We start from the raw sequence: 18191 nt of genomic DNA on the forward strand, positions 1-18191 counted from the left end.
GGACGACCCCGTGTTAAACAAGTTTCCACTTTGGAAGTATTTACTTGTTTTAGCTGTGGTAGCCGTTGGCCTTTTATACGCCTCTCCAAACTTGTATGGTCGCGATCCGGCTATACAAGTTTCTGGCGCTAAAGGTGCTGATGTTGATCTCAGTGTAATAGACAAAGTAAACGCAACCCTCAAAAAACATAACGTTAGTGTTAAATCAACGAAACTCGAAGATGGGCAAATACTCGTTCGCTTTAGAAACGTTGAAGAGCAGCTAAAAGCGCAAGATTTATTGCGTAACTCTCTTAGCGATGATTACATTTCTGCTATAAACATGGCTCCAGCGCAACCAACTTGGTTAAAAGCGGTTGGCGGCAACCCAATGAAGCTAGGCCTAGACTTAAGTGGTGGTGTGCATTTCACCATGGAAATTGACATGGCGACAGCCGTTGATAACCAGCTTGAGCAAATGGAAGAAGACTTTCGTAGCGACCTACGTGAAGAAAAACTTCGTTATCGCAGTGTTCGCCGTGTAGCGGGCTCTGATCGTATGCGTGTAGAAATGCGCAGCGAAGAAGATAAAGACGCTGCAGAGCGCTTCTTAAAAACGCAGTATCCATTAAATGTATACATAGATGATAGCAGTAACGATAACGCATTTTATGCGACTATGAGTGAGCAAAAACTCAAAGAAATTCGTGATTACGCTATCAAGCAAAACGAAACGATTATTCGTAACCGTATTAACCAAATTGGTGTTGCTGAGCCAAACGTACAGCGCCAAGGTGCTGAGCGAATTATTGTGCAACTACCCGGCATTCAAGATACTGCTCGTGCTAAAGAGATTTTAGGCGCAACGGCCACACTTGAGTTTCGCGAAGTAGAAGAAAACGCCGATATTAGCGCTGCTGCTCAAGGTCGTATCCCACCGGGTACTGAAATGATCATGAGCCGTGACGGTTACCCTGTGGTACTTAAAAAACGTATTATTCTTGAAGGTAGCCATATTACTGGCGCGCAATCAGGTAGCGATGAATACCAACGCCCGCAAGTAAGTATTACGCTAGATAGCAAAGGTGGGGCAAAAATGAATGCCTTTACCAAGCGAGCTATTGGTAAGCGCATGGCCACGGTATTTATTGAATACAAACCATCAGGTAAAAAAGATGCCGACGGTAAAGCGCTTCCGCCTATTAAGGTTGAAGAAGTTATTAACGTAGCAACTATTCAAGCACGCCTTGATCGCTCGTTCCGTATTACCGGTATTGATAACCCAGCAGAAGCACATAACTTAAGCTTATTACTACGTGCTGGTGCACTTGTAGCGCCAATTCAAATAGTTGAAGAGCGCACCGTAGGGCCAAGCTTAGGGCAAGAAAACATTGAAGCAGGTATGACCGCGGTAGCACTTGGTTTTGCATTCGTACTTGCATTTATGCTTATTTACTACAAAGGCTTTGGCATGGTTGCTAACCTTGCGCTTGCTGCTAACTTAGTACTTATTATTGGTGTTATGTCGTTAATTCCAGGCGCAACGCTTACTTTGCCTGGTATTGCCGGTATTGTACTAACTGTAGGTATGGCGGTTGATGCCAACGTACTTATTTTTGAACGTATTCGTGAAGAGCTGGCCGATGGCCGTAGCCCTCAACAAGCCGTTCATTTTGGTTATGACAGTGCATTTAGCACTATTTTCGATGCCAATATTACCACCTTAATTGCTGCCGTTATTTTGTTTGCTGTGGGCACTGGCCCAATTGCAGGCTTTGCGGTTACGTTAGCAATTGGTATTTTAACGTCAATGTTTACAGCTATTGTTGGTACACGTGCGATTATCAACTTATTTATCGGCGGTAAACGTGTTGATAAACTTTCAATTTAAGGAGTAGCCATGCAAATTTTAAAATTGGGTAGCAAAACCCTACGTTTCATGTCTCTTCGTAAAGTGGCAATGGGTTTTTCAACGTTATTAATTTTAGCGGCATTTATATCGGTTTTCACTAAAGGCTTAAACTTTGGTTTAGACTTTACCGGTGGTACTGCCGTAGAAGTTGGCTTTTCGCAACCTGCAGATCTTAAAAAGGTGCGTAATGTACTTGCCGAAAATGGCTTTGCAGATGCATCGGTACAATTGTTTGGTTCAAGCCAAGAAATTTTAGTTCGTTTAGCGCCGCGCGGCGATGACGTAAAAGCTGAAGTTATTGGTAACCAAGTTATTGCTGCATTAAAGCTAGCAGACGAAAGCGTAGTAATGCGCCGTATTGAGTTTGTTGGCCCAAGCGTAGGTGAAGACCTAAAAGAGCAGGGTGGCCTGGCCATGTTAACTGCGCTTATTTGTATCTTGATTTATGTAGCGTTTCGCTTTGAATGGCGTTTTGCAGTAGGCGCAGTAAGCGGCTTAATTCACGATGTTATTATTACCGTTGGCTTATTTTCGGTATTAGGTTTAGAGTTCGATTTAACCATATTAGCGGCTATATTAGCGGTAATAGGTTACTCGCTAAACGATACCATTGTAGTATCTGACCGTATTCGTGAAAACTTCCGCAAAGTACGTATTGATGACACGATAGAAATTATCGATATTTCTTTAACACAAACGCTTAATCGTACCTTAGTAACGTCAATTACCACTATTTTAGTATTAATTGCCTTGTTTATTTGGGGCGGTCAAACCATTCATGGCTTTGCTACAGCATTGTTATTTGGTGTGTTTATTGGTACTTATTCATCTATTTACGTTGCCAGCTCAGTTGCTATTGCGCTTGGCGTAAGTAAAGAAGATTTAATACCAGAAGTGATTGAAAAAGAAGGTGCTGATCTAGACGCTATGCCGTAATAGATTTGTAAGCCGATATTAACCGCCCATCTGGGCGGTTTTTTATTGCCTGCAGATTGCCATAAAAATGTCATATTCGCTTGCTACTTTACCTTGAGTAAATCGTAATAGAGCTTAGCAATAATGAAGCAGCGTAAATTATTAAATGAAATTTTAGAAAATGGCACAATTACCACCTTGTTTCAGCCGCTTTTTGATATTAGCAGGCAGACCATTCTCGGTTATGAAGCACTCAGCAGAGGGCCTAAAAATAGCTGTTTAGAAATGCCTAATACACTGTTTCAGGTGGCTCATCAATATGGTCTGATTTCAGAGCTTGAGCTACTGTGTCGCTCTAAAGCTATTGAGAACTTTGTGCATTTGAAGCTGCAGGGCAAACTATTTTTAAATGTTAGTCCTAAAACGTTACTCGACCCAAGTCATCCTAAAGGCGAAACACTGCATCTCATTAAGCAGTTTGGTTTAGCAGCTCATCGGGTGGTGATAGAGGTAACAGAGCAAGAAAGGGTCGAGGATGAGTTTTTACTACAAAAAACCATGGCACATTACCGCTCTTTAGGCTTCACTATTGCAATTGATGACTTAGGTACGGGGTATTCTGGGTTAAAGCAATGGTCGGAGTTATGCCCAGACTTTGTCAAAATCGATCGTTATTTTATCGATCATTGCGATAAAAGTGTGGTTAAAAAAGAGTTTTTAAAGTTAATAACAGCTCTGGCAAAAGTAACCAATACGACAGTGATTGCAGAGGGAATTGAGCGAGCAGAAGAGCTAACTGTGTTAGAAGGAATGGGTATCAACTATGTGCAAGGGTTTTTACTTGAACGACCAAGTAATAAACCAAGTTATGTGCTTTCAGCAAGGCAAATTCAAGCACTGAGCTTTGCCGCAAATACAAACCAGTTAAATAACTCTATGGCTATTGGTTGGCTTGCATTAGCGCAGCAAACTATTGATAGCGAAACCAGTTGTAAAGACGCCCATGCGCTATTTGAACGAGATAAATCGATTGCCAGCCTAGTGGTAATTAATTCGCAGTGTCAGCCAATTGGTTTGCTCCACAAAGAGCAACTTAGTGAAGTGTTTGCAGCGGCCTATGGCCATGCTTTGTATGACAAGCGTGCGGCCACTGTAGTAATGGACAGGCAACCGCTAGTGGTAGATGAAAACCAGCTGCTAGATAACGTTAGTCAGCAAATTACCGAATGCGACTTTGATATTCGCCGCCATATAGTGATCACCCGAGGGCAGCAGTATTTAGGCATTGTGCCAGTACGCGACATATTAAAACATATAACAGATGAAAAAATTCGTCATGCGCAGCACGCTAACCCATTAACTATGTTACCCGGTAATCTAGCTCTTAACGATGCCATAGAGCGGCGTTTAGCTACACAAAAGGCGTTTTCATTGGCGTATTTAGATTTGAACCATTTTAAACAGTTTAATGATTTGTTTGGTTATGCTAGCGGCGATAGTGTAATTAAACTATTAGCAAATATTACGATGCAGGCGTGTAGTAATACAAACAGTTTTTTTGGCCATATTGGCGGCGATGACTTTATGGTGCTATTTGATGATAATAATGCTGCCGCAGTGTGCGAGCATATTATTCGCCAATTTGAAATAGAATCACAGGTGTTTTTTAGTTCCGAACATATTAAAAATAAGGGATATTGGAGTGCAAATAGAGAAGGGAAGCCACAATTTGTGCCATTAGTAACACTGGCAATAGGCTTAGTTACTCCCGATTTACACCATTATAAGAATAGCCATCAGGTTGCAGCATTGGCAAGTAATGCTAAAAAATCAGCAAAGCGCTTTGCTCATAGCCATTTGTTTTTATGTCAGCGTAGTAAGCCAAGTAGTGTGGTTGCTAGGTTAGAAAAACAAGCAGTTTAATCGTCATAAATAATTTTTTGCAGACAACAAAAAAGGAGCCTAAGCTCCTTTTTTAAACCATGCAGTTTTTATTAACGAAGTAATGACTCAGTTAATACAGGGCGAATTTCGCGAATTATTGCTTGAGTTAGCTTAGGTGCGCCACAGATAATGTTACCACTATTGTTATAGTTTACGCCGCCAGCAAAATCTACAACCATGCCGCCTGCTTCTTTTACTAATAGCTCGCCTGCAGCAGTATCCCAAGGTTTTAAACCAATTTCGAAAAAGCCATCAACGCGTCCAGCAGCAACATAAGCCATGTCTAGCGCAGCAGAGCCCGCACGACGGATATCAGCTGTATGTATGAATAAAGCTTTAAACGCTTCTGTGTATGCATCTAGGTGTTGTTTTTGCTTGAAAGGGAAGCCAGTAGCTAAGATTGAACCGCCTAAATCAACTGTTTTAGAAACGCGTAAACGTTTGCTATTAAGTTGTGCGCCTTGACCACGAGAGGCAGTGAAAAGCTCACCACGAATTGGATCATAAATAACGGCTTGGTCTAAACGACCTTTTACTTTAAGTGCGATAGAAACCGCAAAATGAGGAATACCCTTGATGAAGTTAGTTGTGCCATCAAGCGGGTCAACAATCCATTGGTAATCTGCATCTTTACCTTTATGCTCGCCTAATTCTTCACCAACAATGCAGTGATCAGGGTAAGAGCGTAAAATGGTGTCGCGAATTATAGCTTCAGCTTCTTTATCAATGTTAGTCACTAAATCGTTAGTGCCTTTTTGTTGAACTTCAACTTTTGATAAATCTTCACTTGCACGAAGTATAATTTTGCCTGCGTTACGCGCAGCGCGAACCGCAATGTTTAACATTGGATGCATGGTATTACCTTTGGGTTGTAAAAGAACGTTTATATATTTTAGCTGGCGTATTTTAGCGACTTTTGCCATAAAGTAAACAACAAAGCCTAAATACTTTTGTTTGTTTTTTATACTTGCTTGATGTGCAGAGCATTTTATAGAAATTCAGCATTGATGAATCTGCAAAGCACTTTTTAAATGTGTTCTAGTGCTTTAAAAATTTAGCATGTTTTTTACTCTTTAACCTGGGCCCAAGTTAAAAGCTATGAACATGCTTTTATTTTCACTACTGAGAACTTTTTACCGATAAGTCGGTAAAAAAGTGATGTATACAAAGTGAAGTTATTTTACACATCGCCTTAAGTTAATGATTTTACTTGTTTATTAAAGTTGGCTTAAAGCTGGCATTAGTTAAAGTGTCTTTAATCAAAAGGAGAAAGATTATGAAAACATTTAACAAATCTATCATTGCGGCGTTAGTTTTAGGTACTACGGCTATGGGTGCTCAAGCGAGCAGCTGGGAAAATGAAAGTAAAGATGCTTGGATTGATGGTAAGGCTGAAACAGTGCTTCTTATGAACACTAACCTCAATAACTTTGACATCAACACTGATGTAAAAAATGGCAAAGTTATACTAACAGGTAAAGTTAATAGCGAACTCGACAAAGAGTTAGCAGAAGAACTTGTACTGAGTTTAGATGGTGTAACCGATGTTGATAACCAGCTTACTGTTGTGAAAAACATGAACAGTAAAAGCCATGACAACATGAAAGATGATGATGGTAGCGGCTTAACCGACGCTAAAATTACCACAGTCATCACAACGCGTTATTTATTTAACTCAGAAGTTGGTGGTACAAACATTGATGTAGATACTGACAACGGTGTAGTTACTCTTACCGGTACAGTGAACTCAGATGCTGAAAAACAGCTTGCAGTAAAAATTGCTAAAAATGCAGAAGATGTTCGCGATGTAGTAGATAAACTAACGATAGTTGCAAAGTAACATAGTATTTATAAAACCCAGCTCTGCTGGGTTTTTGCTTATAAGTTTTTTAGTTTATAAATAAGGAGAATATTTATGGATATTATACGTATTATTTTTTCAATCTTACTGCCACCACTGGGAGTATTTTTACAGGTGGGTTTAGGCTTACATTTTTGGATAAATATTTTACTTACGTTGTTTGGTTACTTCCCTGGAGTAATACATGCAATATACATTATCGCAAAAAAATAATTCATTTCTGTTTGTCGCGTAATATAAGCTGTAAGTTGCTTATTTAAAGCCCAATTTTTAAATTACGCGATATACAGCCTTCCATTTCACTTTTACTTAGCTGCCAGTATTAACCCTAAATTCTGCAAATTTTAATATTATACCCATAAAAAGATTACTATTTAAGCAGTTAGACCATTGATTGTTAAAATAAAGACTTTTGCTAGTGACAAGCCTCTAAAAACTTTTTATACTGCACCCCGCTTTAGTCGCTATGTGACTAAACGCTTCTTAAAAAATTAACTGTTTACAGTTATACAAAAAGTTGGCCCCTTAGCTCAGTTGGTTAGAGCACACGACTCATAATCGTTAGGTCCCCAGTTCGAGTCTGGGAGGGGCCACCATTTTTAAATATACCTACTAAAAATCATTCCAATCATTAACTAATGAATAGCTCTATGTTGTGTTAATTACACTTTAAGTATATTTTTGCCTGTTTCATTATAAAATAATAAATAGAATTGTTTTACGGCAATAAAAAATCCCTAGTTAGGGATTTTTTACAGAGTACTTATTAACGCTTTTAAGTTAATACCTATATTATTAATAACATGATCATTCTGACTTATTAAGTAGCTAATTAACCGCGTTAGAAATAGCCTATAGGTCACTATACATTATGACTTTGATTAGTGATTAAGCTGTTTTTTTGGTACTAGAATTGTTCACTAATTTAATGTGACGGGTAAAATAAATTAATTTTTACGGTAGATCTCATGTTCAATATCGTAAATATTAACGCTTAAACTGTCTGATGCTCTGCAATAGGTTTTTAAACACTCAAGTAGTTGCTCACTTAACATTTGTTTTTGCTCAATAGAACGTCCCGCCAAAATGTGTACCGCAATATGTATAAACCCCGACCCGCCAGCGCCAAGTAGATATTGCTGATAGGAAATAGCGCGTGTTTTTATGGTTTCTAAATCAAATAAATTACTTTGGAAAGCGGCGTTGTGAATTTTTTCTACAAGTACTTGTGGTAATACAGGGAGGTCTTCTGAGTGTTCAATAATAATGTGCGGCATTTAGGCGTTCCTATTATGAGTTACTACATGTGTGAACCTTATTATACCAAATACCAGGTTACCCGCTAACCCCTACAATGCTGAATTAGCATCTTTTTGTTTTGCACAATTAGCCATTAAGAAGTGTTATGGTGCGGCAAAGGTGAATGTATATAGCGCAATGTTTATTTTTTACAACATGTGTTTTGTAGCTGTAAATACGTTTAGTATAGAAGAATAAACCGTATCCCTCTTTAAGTATGTTGGAGAACACGATGAAGTATTTAAAAGTCAGCTTTTTACTCGCAGGTATGCTTACCTTAACAGCGTGCTCAGATGATGTTGCCTCTGTAAGCCTTGGGTTATTTACCACCAAGGATGTAATTGTAAATTCGCAACAAGACCCTTTAGTCACTGGGGTAACGTGCCATATTAGCCATATAGAAGCTAATTTAGATTTTTCAGATCCTTCTGATATGTCAATTTCGTGTCGGCAAACCGGGGTTATTACCGCAGAGCAATTGCAGCAGATTGATCGGAGTAAATCTGGGGAAGTGGTATTTAAATCATCTAAAAGTATTTTGTTTAAATCATTAAAAGTGCGTCGTATTTACGATGCTAAAGCACATACCTTATTGTATTTGTCGTACTCGACTAAAGAGTCTACGGGGAGTCATCATCATGCGTTATCTACTGTGCCATTATACAATACACAAGCATGGCAATGGGCGCTTGGGCAAGAGCGAGAGTAAGCTATGTTAGCGTTATTTAAGCCCAAACCATTACTGGCTGAGCAAGAGCAGCAATGGTTAATTGATACCTTTATATGGGCAGTTGAAAACTTTGATGTTGAGTTTTTTACCCAGCATACGCAAATCACTTTGCCCACGGTTGAGTTCTTTCCCGACTCGGTATCGAGTATTGAAGAAATGGCCACTAAGGTATTTAACCGCGTAAGTAGTTATGCGGGTATGACAGCGTGGCCTATTCAACTAGTTGCACCGCAGCAGCTCACTCCACAGGTTTTTCCACAGTTTAAATTTAGCCAACAACTACGTGGCGAAGGCGCTAAATTAATTGTACCGCCTAGCCAGGCTATTAATATTTCGTTTAATCCAAATCAAGTAAACCAGCCACAAGACTTAGTTGCCAGTTTTGCTGGAACGTTAGCGACTATTTTAATTCATCATGTAGGCGTATTACCACCGGGCGGAAAAGACTACTTAGCGCAAGCTGCTGATGCACTGGCTTGCTTTTTAGGCTTTGGGGTAATGATGAGCAATACGGTATATCAGTTTAAGGGCGGCTGTGGCTCGTGTTATAACCCTTATGCAAATCGCGAAGCGTCGTTGAACGAAACCCATACGGTATTTATGCATGCGTTAGTGAGTTACTTTAAAAATGATAAACGCTCTAAGCAGCATTTAAAACCGCATTTGCGCGGCCAATTTAAAAAAGCGCAAAAAGAAATTAAAGCATTAGTCAATAACTCAGCTAACCCGCTGTTATTAGCGTATATGCCAAACTAAGCAGAGATATTGTGTGAATTACTTAGACGAATTTTTACTGATTGCCGTAGCGCACTTTTTTGCAGTAGCAAGCCCAGGGCCCGATTTTGCTGTGGTATTAAAGCAAAGTGTGCAGCAAGGTAGGCGCAATGCTCTTTGGACTAGTGCAGGTGTTGGTGCGGCTATTTTATCATTTGAGCCGAAAAACTCCGTCCTTTAGGTCGGGGATGTAAGGTTTTAGCGCAACGCGCTAACAATAGAGCTTGAATCTTACAAAAACACTGTGTATCTTGTAAGGCATGAAAGAGATAGCGGTTAAACAACGGTTCTACCCAACACCTGAGCAAGTAACCTTACTTGAACAGACGTTTGGCTGTACGCGTTTTGTTTACAACTCTATTCTTCGTTGGCGTACTGATGCTTACTACAATGAGCAAATCAAGATTAACTACAGCAAAGCATCAAGCTATCTAACTGAACTCAAGAAAAACCCTGAGTTCCCTTGGCTTAATGATGTTTCTAGCGTTCCTTTGCAGCAAGCAATCAGAAACCAACAAACTGCTTTTAAGAACTTCTTTGAGGGTCGAGCTAAATACCCAACTTTCAAAAAGAAGCGCTCGAAACAAAGCGCACAACTAACCAAAGCAGCATTCAGATATACTGATGGTCAGTTGTTCATGGCTAAATCTAAGCAACCTATAAATGTTCGTTGGTCGCGAGAGCTGCCTAGCGAACCAACCACCATTACAATTAGCAAAGACAGTGCGGGTCGCTACTTTGTATCTTGTCTGTGTCGCTTCGAGCCAAAACCACTATCGATTAGTAAAAATACAGTCGGTATTGATTTAGGTTTGACTGACCTTGTTATTGCCTCCAACGGTTTCAAGTCTGGAAATCCCCGTCACACCAAGCGTTACGCTAGTAAACTAGCTAAGACTCAACGTGTGCTATCGAAGAAGAAGAAAGGTTCTTCTAACTTCCACAAAGCCAGAAAGAAAGTCGCTCGCGTTCAAGCAAAGATTGCTGATTGTCGTCACGACTTCACCCACAAACTGACTTCCCAATTGATAAACGATAATCAAGTGATTAGCTGTGAAAGTCTGAGCGTAAAAAACATGGTCAAGAATCGAAAACTTGCTAAAGCAATTAGCGATGCCAACTGGGGCGAGTTCGTGCGCCAACTTACCTACAAAGCTGAGTGGTACGGTCGAACTGTAGTTAAGATTGATAAGTGGTATCCAAGCTCTAAACGCTGTAATTGCTGCGGTCACGTTGTCGATTCCTTGCCGTTACATATCCGTAAATGGTCGTGTCCTCAATGCTCTAGCGAGCTAGACCGCGACATAAATGCGGCACTGAATATTAAAGCTGTCGGGCAGACAGTGTTAGCCTGTGGAGCGTAAGTAAGACTTTAGATTCTTTTGAATTTAAAGCGATACGCTATGAAACAGGAATCCCCCTCCTTTCCCGACTTGTCGGGCGCGAAGCGAGGTGGGGGAGGATGTCAAGGGGCTTAAATACTTGGCCGGTGCCTATTTAGCTTATTTGGGAGTGCAAGCACTGCGAGCAGCCAAACCGGGGGCAAATCTAAATGATAATATTGCCAACAAAACGGTGCCAGCAGAGCCCGTTTGGTTTGCCTTTCGGCGCGGCTTTTTAACCAATGCATTAAACCCTAAAGCCACCTTGTTTTTTATTTTAATAGCTTTGGCTATTCGTGTTGTAATTTAAAACCAAGTTACATTATTTAATTTTAGGAGTAGGTATGTCGCTTTATAATTTTTCGTTTGGCTCTAACATGTCGTCTCACCGTTTACTGGCGCGCTTGCCTAATGCTAAGCGCATTGGTACAGCCGTATTACAAGGTTATGAGCTAACCTTTGATATGTATTTTAAAGATGGCTCAGGTAAGTGCAGTATTAGCCCAAGTGATGCAGAGGATGCGTTAGTTTATGGGGTTGTTTATCAAATAAGTGATGCCGAAAAAGTCATTTTAGATGGTATAGAAGGTGCAGGTTACGACTGCGTAAATATAACCGTAAAGCTTTTAAGCGGCGAAGACGTTAACGCTCATTGCTATATTGCCAATACCCATGACAGTGAAGCGCTACCCTACGACTGGTATATTAAACACGTTCATCGCGGCGCGCTTGAAGCTGGCGTTCCAAAAGCATACAGTGATGCAATATTAAACCGCGCGCAAAAAAGCGACAGTAACCTAGAGCGTGCTGAAATTGAATTTGCAGTACATCAAAAATAATCATAATAAAAAAGGATAACAATGAAGTTAATTAAGTTTGCCACAATTGCTTTATTAGCAGGGGCTACGTTTAGTACCTGGGCACAGGTAGATACCAATAAAATAGAGCAGGTAATTAAAACCTCCATGGCACGTTTTGATGTGCCAGGAATGGCAGTTGCTATTGTTGAAAACGACAAAGTGATATTTGCTAAAGGTTTTGGTGTAACCCATATAAACACCGGTAATAAGGTTAATAAAGACACCTTGTTTGGCATTGCATCTAACACCAAAGCATTTACCAGTGCGGCGCTGGCTAAGTTGGTTGATGAAGGCAAGTTGAGCTGGGACGATAAAGTGATTGATCACCTGCCAGAATTTCAACTATATGACGCATACGTAACCCGCGAAATGCGTATTCGCGATCTGCTGAGTCATCGCAGTGGGTTGGGGCTTGGGCAAGGCGACTTAATGATTTGGCCAAGTACCGACAAGTCGGTTGATGATATTTTAGCAGGCTTAAAATACTTAAAACCGGCCAGCAGCTTTCGCAGCCAATATGCGTATAACAACTTAATGTTTGTTACCGCAGGGGAAGTGGTAGCACGCGTATCTGGGATGAGTTGGAACGATTACATCGAAAAAAACATGTTACAGCCGCTAAATATGACTCACTCGCGAGCGGGGTTTTCGCGCATTCCAAGTAGCAATAAAAACTGGGCAACGGGGCATATTCCGATGGATAACCAACTCCATCCATTTTTTGTTAACTACCTAGAAGATTTTAGAGGCGCTGGGGCAATAGCCTCAAGTGCCAGCGATATGAGCCAATGGCTACGTACGCAACTTGCTGGTGGCACAATGCCAAATGGCGAGCAGTTATTTAGCGAAAAACAACAAGCGCAAATGTGGCATCCACATATAACGGCTATGGCGTCTAAAAGCGCGTTTGAGGCGTATCATCAGCAGTTTAGAGGTTACGGGCTAGGCTGGAGTATTGAGGACTACCACGGCTTTAAAAAGCTTGGTCACGGTGGCGGTATTTTAGGCATGGTGTCGCAGGTTACATTACTGCCTGAGAAAAAACTCGGTATTGTTATTTTAAGTAATCAGCAAGCATTTGGTGCGCTAGCGGCAGTAACTCACGAAGTGCTTGAAGATGCGCTTGAGCTTGAAGATAAAGATTGGGTTGAAGACTTAGCTAAAAAGCATTTTGAAAGCAAAGAGAAAGCATACGCTAACGCAAAGCCTGCAGCGCCAGCTGATTATCAACCGCAACTACCTAATATTAATTACACTGGTACATTGCACGATAATTGGTACGGCGATGTAATTATTGAGCAGCTTGATGGCAAATTACATATTGATTTTACGCATACCAAGGGCTTAAAAGGCTCACTTGAGCATTACACTGGCAATACTTTTATTGTTAAGTGGGATGAAAAGCTACTTGAGGCTGATGCGTTTATTAATTTTAATATGAATACAGAAAATAGAGTGAGTAACGCTAAAATGCGTGCAGTTTCAACGCAAGTAACCGACTTTAGTTTTGACTTTAGAAATTTAAAATTAACAGCAAAATAACTGTTTTTGCTATCCCTAATTTGCTATATCTAGCGTAAAGGGTATACACCAAAGTCGCAAAGCCACCCACGGGTGGCTTTGTTATATTATGTTTAATGATACAGTTAGGAGCATTTATGCGTACCGCAATTATTTCTCACCCTCATTGTCGTAAACATAAAATGATTGATGATCACCCAGAGTGCCCAGAGCGGTTAGATGCCATTAACGATCGCTTACTAGCAAGCGGGTTAGATATTGCTATTGAGCAAAAGCAAGCGCCTAAAGCGCAACGAGAGCATTACTTACTTGCGCATGACGAATCATTAGTTAGCTCTGTTGAAAGTAAAATACCTACCCAAGGGCTTGTCGATTTAGACGGTGATACTTGGTTATGTCCCGATTCATTAAAAGCAATTGAGCGTGCAGTAGGAGCCGGTATTTTAGCGGTAGATGAAATACTAGAGGGCAACCTTGATGCTGCATTTTGCTCGGTGCGCCCGCCGGGGCATCATGCAAATCGCACTACCTCATCCGGTTTTTGTGTATTTAACAACCTTGCTATTGCGGTTAAATATGCACAAAGCAAAGGGGTTAAGCGCATTGCTATTGTTGATTTTGATGTACATCATGGTAATGGCACTCAAGATATATTTATAGATGATAAAAACGTCTTGTTTTGCTCTTTATTTCAGCATCCATTTTATCCCAATACAGTGGTTGAAAATAACACCACGTTAGTTAATTCACCTTTGCCAACTGCCAGCGACGGTAACGATTTAAAAGCGGTATTTGAGCAGCAATGGCTGCCTAAACTAAATGCTTTTAAGCCTGACATGTTATTTATTAGCGCAGGATTTGATGCTCACCTTGAAGATGATATGGCCAGTTTAAAGTTTGTAGAGGAAGATTACCGCTGGCTAACCGAGCAATTAGCCCGCTTTAGCGAGCAGCATAATTGCCGCGGTATAGTGTCGTATTTAGAAGGGGGGTATGCGCTTTCTGCATTGGGTCGCAGTGCAATTGCACATGTTAAAGCGTTAGTCGATTATGAGTAACGCAAATGCTTGCTCAGGTGTTAGCTGCTTAATTTTACTTAGGCAACACTGACCTTCTTTTAGCAAATAATCTTTCACTAAATCTGCTAATTCAATGGCACTAATGGCTGTTTTTGGCTCGCCACTTAATGTTGTATAACTATACTTACTATCTAAAATAATAATTCTGCTTTTTTGCAGCTCATCCATCGCATATACAAAATCATCTACTTCATCAGGCTGCTCAGCTAACTCAATTTCATTGTTATAAATAATAATTTTTGGATACGACATGCTTATTTATTGTCCTACATCAAAGGGGGAATATTTGCTCGATTTATACTCGCTTATTAGTGCAAATTTAGGGAGTAGAATAATGCCACACAGTAGCCGTTTTCAAAAAGTAGGTGATATTTTTACTAATAAGGTAATAACCTGTAGCAAGCATACGCCATTAATTGATGCGGTTAAACTAATGCGGGCACATAATATCAGTGCAATATTTATTGCGCAGCAACAACGCATATTAGGTGTTTGGACAGAAACTGACTGTTTAAAACTCGACTTTACCAATCCTGCAGTTACAAGCACTAGCATTAAAGATGTGATGACGAGCCCGGTTTTAAGTGTCCCTAGCCAGCAGTTATTAAGTGATACCGCACTAACTTTTCATCAGCATGGTGTAAGGCATTTACTTGTTACCGATAACAATAACGTACCGTGTGGGGTAATTAGCATTACAGATATTGTGCGCAATCAAGGGCTTGATCATTACTTACAGTTTCGCACTATTAACGACCAGTACACTAAAAACATAACAATTGTACCTAGCTCATTAGCGCTAAATGAAGCGGTGAAATTAATGCGCGAACGCAGCGAAAAAGTTATTTTAGTTTTTAATCAACAGCAAAAAGAACATGGCATTATTACGCAGCGCGATTTATTACACCTGATCACACGCCAGAGCGAGCAGAGTGTGTGCTGGGATTTAGCAAGTCGACCGCTTTATAAAATAGCCCCACAAGATAGCCTCTTTGATGCTTACAAATTAATGTTAGATAGCCAAGTACGGCATTTAGTAGTGAGCGACAATGATGAAATTAAAGGCGTGTTGTCACTCGAACATTTAATACATGAAATTGAAAGTGCGTATTGTTCTGAGCTAGAAAAAGTATTAGTGCAACGAGATTTAGCCCTACAGCACTCGCAGCGAAATCTATATTTAGCCAATAAAATAATAGATTCATCACTCGACGGCGTAATGATTGCCCATAGCAATTGCACTATTATGCAAGTAAACCCAGCGTTTACCCAATTGACTGGCTATAAAGAGCATGAAGTTATAGGTAAGTGCCCAAGTATATTGAGCTCGGGGCGGCATGATAAAAGCTTTTATATAAAAATGTGGGATGCAATTAACAAAACGGGTGTATGGCAGGGTGAAATTTGTAATCGTAAAAAAAATGGCGATATTTATATAGAGTGGTTAACTATAATTGAAATTAAAGAGCCTAATAATTCAGATGCTATTTATGCGGCAATTTTTAGTGATATTACCGAGCGAAAAAATGCTGAAGATAAAATTGTGCAGTTGGCTTATTTTGATGAATTAACGGGCCTACCAAATAGACGTTTGTTTAACGACAGGCTCAAAATGGCTTTGGCTGCAGCTCACCGCGACCAGCATTTATTGGCGGTGATGTTTATTGACCTCGATCGCTTTAAAGAAGTAAACGATAGTTTAGGCCATAGCGCTGGGGATTGTTTATTAACTCTGGTTGCTGCGCGTATCGAGGCTACTTTAAACGAAGGCGATACCTTAGCGCGTTTAGGAGGAGATGAATTTGTAGTGCTGTGCGAAATAAATAAGATTGATGCAGTAGCTAGTTTAGCTGACAAAATACTAAATAACTTAAACACCCCATTTCAATTAGAAAGTGCTGAAGTAGGTGTAACAGCTTCGATTGGCGCGGCTGTTTACCCTGATGATGGCCTAGACAGCGAAACACTGCTAAAGCATGCCGATATTGCTATGTATCGCTCAAAAGATGTGGGGCGTAATTCGTTTCAATTATTTAAACCTTCTATGAATGCTCGCTCGCTAGAGCGCCTAGCCATGATGAGTCGTTTTCAGCATGCGTTAGATAATAACGAATTTGAATTGTATTTTCAGCCAAAACAATGCCTTAAAAGTGAACAGATTATGGGCGTTGAGGCATTATTGCGTTGGCACGACCCCGATTTGGGAATGATATCGCCCGCGCAATTTATTCCGCTTGCTGAAGAGCTAGGGTTGATAGTGCGGTTAGATTTATGGGTTATTAATCAGGCGGGTAAAGTACTAACGCTATGGCAAAAAGAAGGACTGGTGGCTGGGCGCTTAGCAATTAATATATCGGCATGTCATTTAAGCCAAGGCAAGCTGGCAAACAATATTAGCACTATGCTTAAACATTATAATTTACCCGGTAGTTTACTTGAAATAGAACTGACAGAAAGCAGCTTTATTGGCTCATTTACACAGGCTAAAACGCAGTTGCAGCAACTAAAAAAGCTGGGCGTGCATATAGCATTAGACGACTTTGGTACCGGGTACTCGGCATTGAGTTATTTAACGAAACTGCCTTTTGATACATTAAAAATAGACGCGAGCTTTATTGCTAAAGTCCCTGATGAATACGGCAATAGCCAAATAGTTGCAGCGCTTATTGCACTGGCAAGCAATTTAAACTTAATGGTAGTGGCAGAGGGAGTTGAGCAGCTAGCTCAAAAAAACTACCTTATTAGCTTAGGGTGTAATGTTATACAGGGGTATTACTATTGCCACCCGTTAACGCAGCGGCAATGGTTTGATTTTTATCGGTTGAACTGCTTATCTGCGAGCACTCAACCAACCGGCACTTAGCCTACGGTTACTTCGTAAGAGGTGAATTTTCGAATGTTAATAACGCCTTTTTCAAAAATTAAATACTGACCTTTAATGCCTTGTAAAATACCGCTTACTACCGGGTCTTTATCAAAGTTAAACGAGCTGATTTTGGTTGGGTATTCGCTTACCGGAAAGTTTAAATCAACTACGTCTTCATCTAGCTGTTCAATAGCTGTTGCGCCAAATAGCTCGCTTAGCTCATTTAGCTTTGCACTAATTTGTGGAATAAGCTCAGCGGCTGCAGCTTTTAAATCTAGCGCTTCGTTTTGGCCTTTTAGCATATTGCGCCAATTAGTTTTATCAGCAATAAATTCAGCCAATGCCACTTCTACTAAGCCTGATTGCAACCGTGTTTGCACTTTAAAAATAGGCAATGCTTGGGTAGCGCCTTGATCAACCCAGCGAGTTGGTATTTGCGTGTGGCGAGTAATACCCACTTTTAGTCCTGAGGTATTAGCGAGGTAGACGTAATGCGGGATCATGCAATTTTCTTCTCCCCACTCTGGCTCGCGGCAAGTACCTTGATCGTAATGGCAGGTTTCTGGCTTCATAATACACATATCGCAACTAGCAAGTTTGCGCATGCATACAAAGCAATGGCCTTGAGAATAGCTTTTTTTGGTTTTTTTACCGCAGCTAGAGCATAAAATTGTGCCGCTAAAAGTAAGCGTTAGCTCTTTGCCTATAAATGCATTTAAGTCGACTAAGTGCTCACCCACAGGTAAGTGATATTGTACCGGCTCGGTTAAGCTCGATTTTAATTTACGCAATGTGCCTTGCATCTTTACTTGGCCCCTAAAGATGTTAAAAAGGGGAGTCTAACATTTTTAAATTATATTGGCTGTTTAAGTACTGTAAATAATCGTCATACGCGAGTGGTTTGGCGTAAAGGTATCCTTGTGCGTGATCGGCGTTCATACCTTTAAGTAAGTCGTGAACCTCTTGCGTTTCTACCCCTTCAATAGTAATTGTTGACATCCTCCACCACCTCGCCAAGCGCCTGAACAAGTTCAGGAAAGGAGGGGGATTCCGATTAGTTTAAAACCAT

The 18191-nt window shown here is 40.4% G+C and carries 17 protein-coding genes, 1 tRNA gene and 2 pseudogenes; 15 read left to right on the forward strand and 5 right to left on the reverse strand.

Features of this window, described 5'->3' with window-relative positions:
- The first annotated feature begins 10 nt into the window (after positions 1-10).
- From secD to AAEY55_RS09345, 3 genes are all read left to right on the forward strand, one after another.
- Positions 11-1870, forward strand: coding sequence for a protein translocase subunit SecD (gene secD / locus AAEY55_RS09335; protein ID WP_339686166.1), 1860 nt, complete (start codon positions 11-13; stop codon positions 1868-1870).
- 9 nt (positions 1871-1879) lie between these two features.
- Positions 1880-2827 (forward strand): protein translocase subunit SecF, encoded by a 948-nt coding sequence (secF, locus tag AAEY55_RS09340; protein ID WP_011327035.1) that lies wholly within the window; start codon positions 1880-1882, stop codon positions 2825-2827.
- A 123-nt stretch (positions 2828-2950) separates the two neighbouring features.
- Entirely contained in the window at positions 2951-4729 is a 1779-nt protein-coding gene (locus tag AAEY55_RS09345; RefSeq protein WP_407072705.1) for a GGDEF domain-containing protein, read from the forward strand.
- Positions 4730-4800: 71 nt separating this feature from the next.
- Here the strand turns inward: AAEY55_RS09345 and suhB are convergent, their stop codons facing one another.
- Positions 4801-5604 carry an inositol-1-monophosphatase gene (suhB, locus tag AAEY55_RS09350; RefSeq protein ID WP_011327036.1) on the reverse strand — a complete coding sequence of 268 codons (804 nt, stop codon included), beginning with the start codon at positions 5602-5604 and terminating at the stop codon, positions 4801-4803.
- Between the two features lie 422 nt (positions 5605-6026).
- Between suhB and AAEY55_RS09355 the strand changes: the two genes are divergently transcribed.
- From AAEY55_RS09355 to AAEY55_RS09365, 3 genes are all read left to right on the forward strand, one after another.
- Entirely contained in the window at positions 6027-6590 is a 564-nt protein-coding gene (locus AAEY55_RS09355) for a BON domain-containing protein (RefSeq protein ID WP_011327038.1), read from the forward strand.
- Positions 6591-6665: 75 nt separating this feature from the next.
- A complete protein-coding gene (locus AAEY55_RS09360; protein ID WP_011327039.1) occupies positions 6666-6824 on the forward strand; it encodes a YqaE/Pmp3 family membrane protein in 159 nt (52 codons plus the stop codon).
- Positions 6825-7130: 306 nt separating this feature from the next.
- Positions 7131-7207, forward strand: a tRNA-Ile gene (locus AAEY55_RS09365).
- Between the two features lie 351 nt (positions 7208-7558).
- Here the strand turns inward: AAEY55_RS09365 and AAEY55_RS09370 are convergent.
- Positions 7559-7888 (reverse strand): 5-carboxymethyl-2-hydroxymuconate Delta-isomerase, encoded by a 330-nt coding sequence (locus tag AAEY55_RS09370; protein ID WP_011327042.1) that lies wholly within the window; start codon positions 7886-7888, stop codon positions 7559-7561.
- Positions 7889-8142: 254 nt separating this feature from the next.
- Here AAEY55_RS09370 and AAEY55_RS09375 point away from each other — a divergent pair, with 254 nt between their 5' ends.
- The 8 genes and pseudogenes from AAEY55_RS09375 to AAEY55_RS09410 all read left to right on the forward strand — a co-directional run bounded on the left by AAEY55_RS09375 (position 8143) and on the right by AAEY55_RS09410 (position 14235).
- Complete coding sequence (locus tag AAEY55_RS09375) at positions 8143-8619, forward strand: CreA family protein (protein WP_083497484.1); 477 nt, start codon at positions 8143-8145, stop codon at positions 8617-8619.
- 3 nt (positions 8620-8622) lie between these two features.
- Positions 8623-9396, forward strand: a complete 774-nt coding sequence (locus AAEY55_RS09380) for a hypothetical protein (protein WP_179808261.1) — start codon at positions 8623-8625, stop codon at positions 9394-9396.
- Between the two features lie 13 nt (positions 9397-9409).
- Positions 9410-9565 (forward strand): annotated as a pseudogene (locus AAEY55_RS09385) (LysE family transporter); the annotation flags it as partial.
- 109 nt (positions 9566-9674) lie between these two features.
- The gene (locus tag AAEY55_RS09390; RefSeq protein WP_309216726.1) at positions 9675-10778 is read left to right on the forward strand and encodes an RNA-guided endonuclease TnpB family protein; all 1104 of its coding nucleotides are present in this window, start codon (positions 9675-9677) and stop codon (positions 10776-10778) included.
- 109 nt (positions 10779-10887) lie between these two features.
- A pseudogene (locus AAEY55_RS09395) lies at positions 10888-11073 on the forward strand (LysE family transporter); the annotation flags it as partial.
- Between the two features lie 67 nt (positions 11074-11140).
- Entirely contained in the window at positions 11141-11635 is a 495-nt protein-coding gene (locus AAEY55_RS09400) for a gamma-glutamylcyclotransferase family protein (RefSeq protein WP_011327047.1), read from the forward strand.
- Positions 11636-11656: 21 nt separating this feature from the next.
- Positions 11657-13198, forward strand: a complete 1542-nt coding sequence (locus tag AAEY55_RS09405; protein WP_179807988.1) for a serine hydrolase — start codon at positions 11657-11659, stop codon at positions 13196-13198.
- Between the two features lie 116 nt (positions 13199-13314).
- Positions 13315-14235 carry a histone deacetylase family protein gene (locus AAEY55_RS09410; RefSeq protein ID WP_350550964.1) on the forward strand — a complete coding sequence of 307 codons (921 nt, stop codon included), beginning with the start codon at positions 13315-13317 and terminating at the stop codon, positions 14233-14235.
- Here the strand turns inward: AAEY55_RS09410 and AAEY55_RS09415 are convergent.
- The gene (locus tag AAEY55_RS09415; RefSeq protein WP_011327050.1) at positions 14218-14508 is read right to left on the reverse strand and encodes a DUF4144 family protein; all 291 of its coding nucleotides are present in this window, start codon (positions 14506-14508) and stop codon (positions 14218-14220) included. The two genes, AAEY55_RS09410 and AAEY55_RS09415, sit on opposite strands and share 18 nt — an antisense overlap.
- Before the next feature lie 82 nt (positions 14509-14590).
- Here AAEY55_RS09415 and AAEY55_RS09420 point away from each other — a divergent pair, with 82 nt between their 5' ends.
- A complete protein-coding gene (locus AAEY55_RS09420; protein ID WP_350550967.1) occupies positions 14591-17119 on the forward strand; it encodes an EAL domain-containing protein in 2529 nt (842 codons plus the stop codon).
- Here the strand turns inward: AAEY55_RS09420 and AAEY55_RS09425 are convergent.
- Positions 17116-17925 (reverse strand): DUF2797 domain-containing protein, encoded by an 810-nt coding sequence (locus tag AAEY55_RS09425; RefSeq protein ID WP_179807990.1) that lies wholly within the window; start codon positions 17923-17925, stop codon positions 17116-17118. The genes AAEY55_RS09420 and AAEY55_RS09425 overlap by 4 nt on opposite strands.
- A 22-nt stretch (positions 17926-17947) precedes the next feature.
- Positions 17948-18121, reverse strand: coding sequence for a hypothetical protein (locus AAEY55_RS09430; RefSeq protein ID WP_162010629.1), 174 nt, complete (start codon positions 18119-18121; stop codon positions 17948-17950).
- Positions 18122-18191 lie beyond the last annotated feature (70 nt).

It is taken from the genome of Pseudoalteromonas sp. 120-MNA-CIBAN-0494 (assembly GCF_040308885.1).
GTDB classification, from domain to species: Bacteria; Pseudomonadota; Gammaproteobacteria; order Enterobacterales; family Alteromonadaceae; genus Pseudoalteromonas; species Pseudoalteromonas nigrifaciens.

Coding starts and splice junctions, on each gene's coding strand:
- secF (WP_011327035.1), top strand. CDS start 1,880: ATGCAAATTTTAAAATTGGGTAGCAAAACCCTACGTTTCATGTCTCTT.
- AAEY55_RS09345 (WP_407072705.1), top strand. CDS start 2,951: ATGAAGCAGCGTAAATTATTAAATGAAATTTTAGAAAATGGCACAATT.
- suhB (WP_011327036.1), bottom strand. CDS start 5,604: ATGCATCCAATGTTAAACATTGCGGTTCGCGCTGCGCGTAACGCAGGC.
- AAEY55_RS09355 (WP_011327038.1), top strand. CDS start 6,027: ATGAAAACATTTAACAAATCTATCATTGCGGCGTTAGTTTTAGGTACT.
- AAEY55_RS09360 (WP_011327039.1), top strand. CDS start 6,666: ATGGATATTATACGTATTATTTTTTCAATCTTACTGCCACCACTGGGA.
- AAEY55_RS09370 (WP_011327042.1), bottom strand. CDS start 7,888: ATGCCGCACATTATTATTGAACACTCAGAAGACCTCCCTGTATTACCA.
- AAEY55_RS09375 (WP_083497484.1), top strand. CDS start 8,143: ATGAAGTATTTAAAAGTCAGCTTTTTACTCGCAGGTATGCTTACCTTA.
- AAEY55_RS09380 (WP_179808261.1), top strand. CDS start 8,623: ATGTTAGCGTTATTTAAGCCCAAACCATTACTGGCTGAGCAAGAGCAG.
- AAEY55_RS09390 (WP_309216726.1), top strand. CDS start 9,675: ATGAAAGAGATAGCGGTTAAACAACGGTTCTACCCAACACCTGAGCAA.
- AAEY55_RS09400 (WP_011327047.1), top strand. CDS start 11,141: ATGTCGCTTTATAATTTTTCGTTTGGCTCTAACATGTCGTCTCACCGT.
- AAEY55_RS09405 (WP_179807988.1), top strand. CDS start 11,657: ATGAAGTTAATTAAGTTTGCCACAATTGCTTTATTAGCAGGGGCTACG.
- AAEY55_RS09410 (WP_350550964.1), top strand. CDS start 13,315: ATGCGTACCGCAATTATTTCTCACCCTCATTGTCGTAAACATAAAATG.
- AAEY55_RS09415 (WP_011327050.1), bottom strand. CDS start 14,508: ATGTCGTATCCAAAAATTATTATTTATAACAATGAAATTGAGTTAGCT.
- AAEY55_RS09420 (WP_350550967.1), top strand. CDS start 14,591: ATGCCACACAGTAGCCGTTTTCAAAAAGTAGGTGATATTTTTACTAAT.
- AAEY55_RS09425 (WP_179807990.1), bottom strand. CDS start 17,925: ATGCAAGGCACATTGCGTAAATTAAAATCGAGCTTAACCGAGCCGGTA.
- AAEY55_RS09430 (WP_162010629.1), bottom strand. CDS start 18,121: ATGTCAACAATTACTATTGAAGGGGTAGAAACGCAAGAGGTTCACGAC.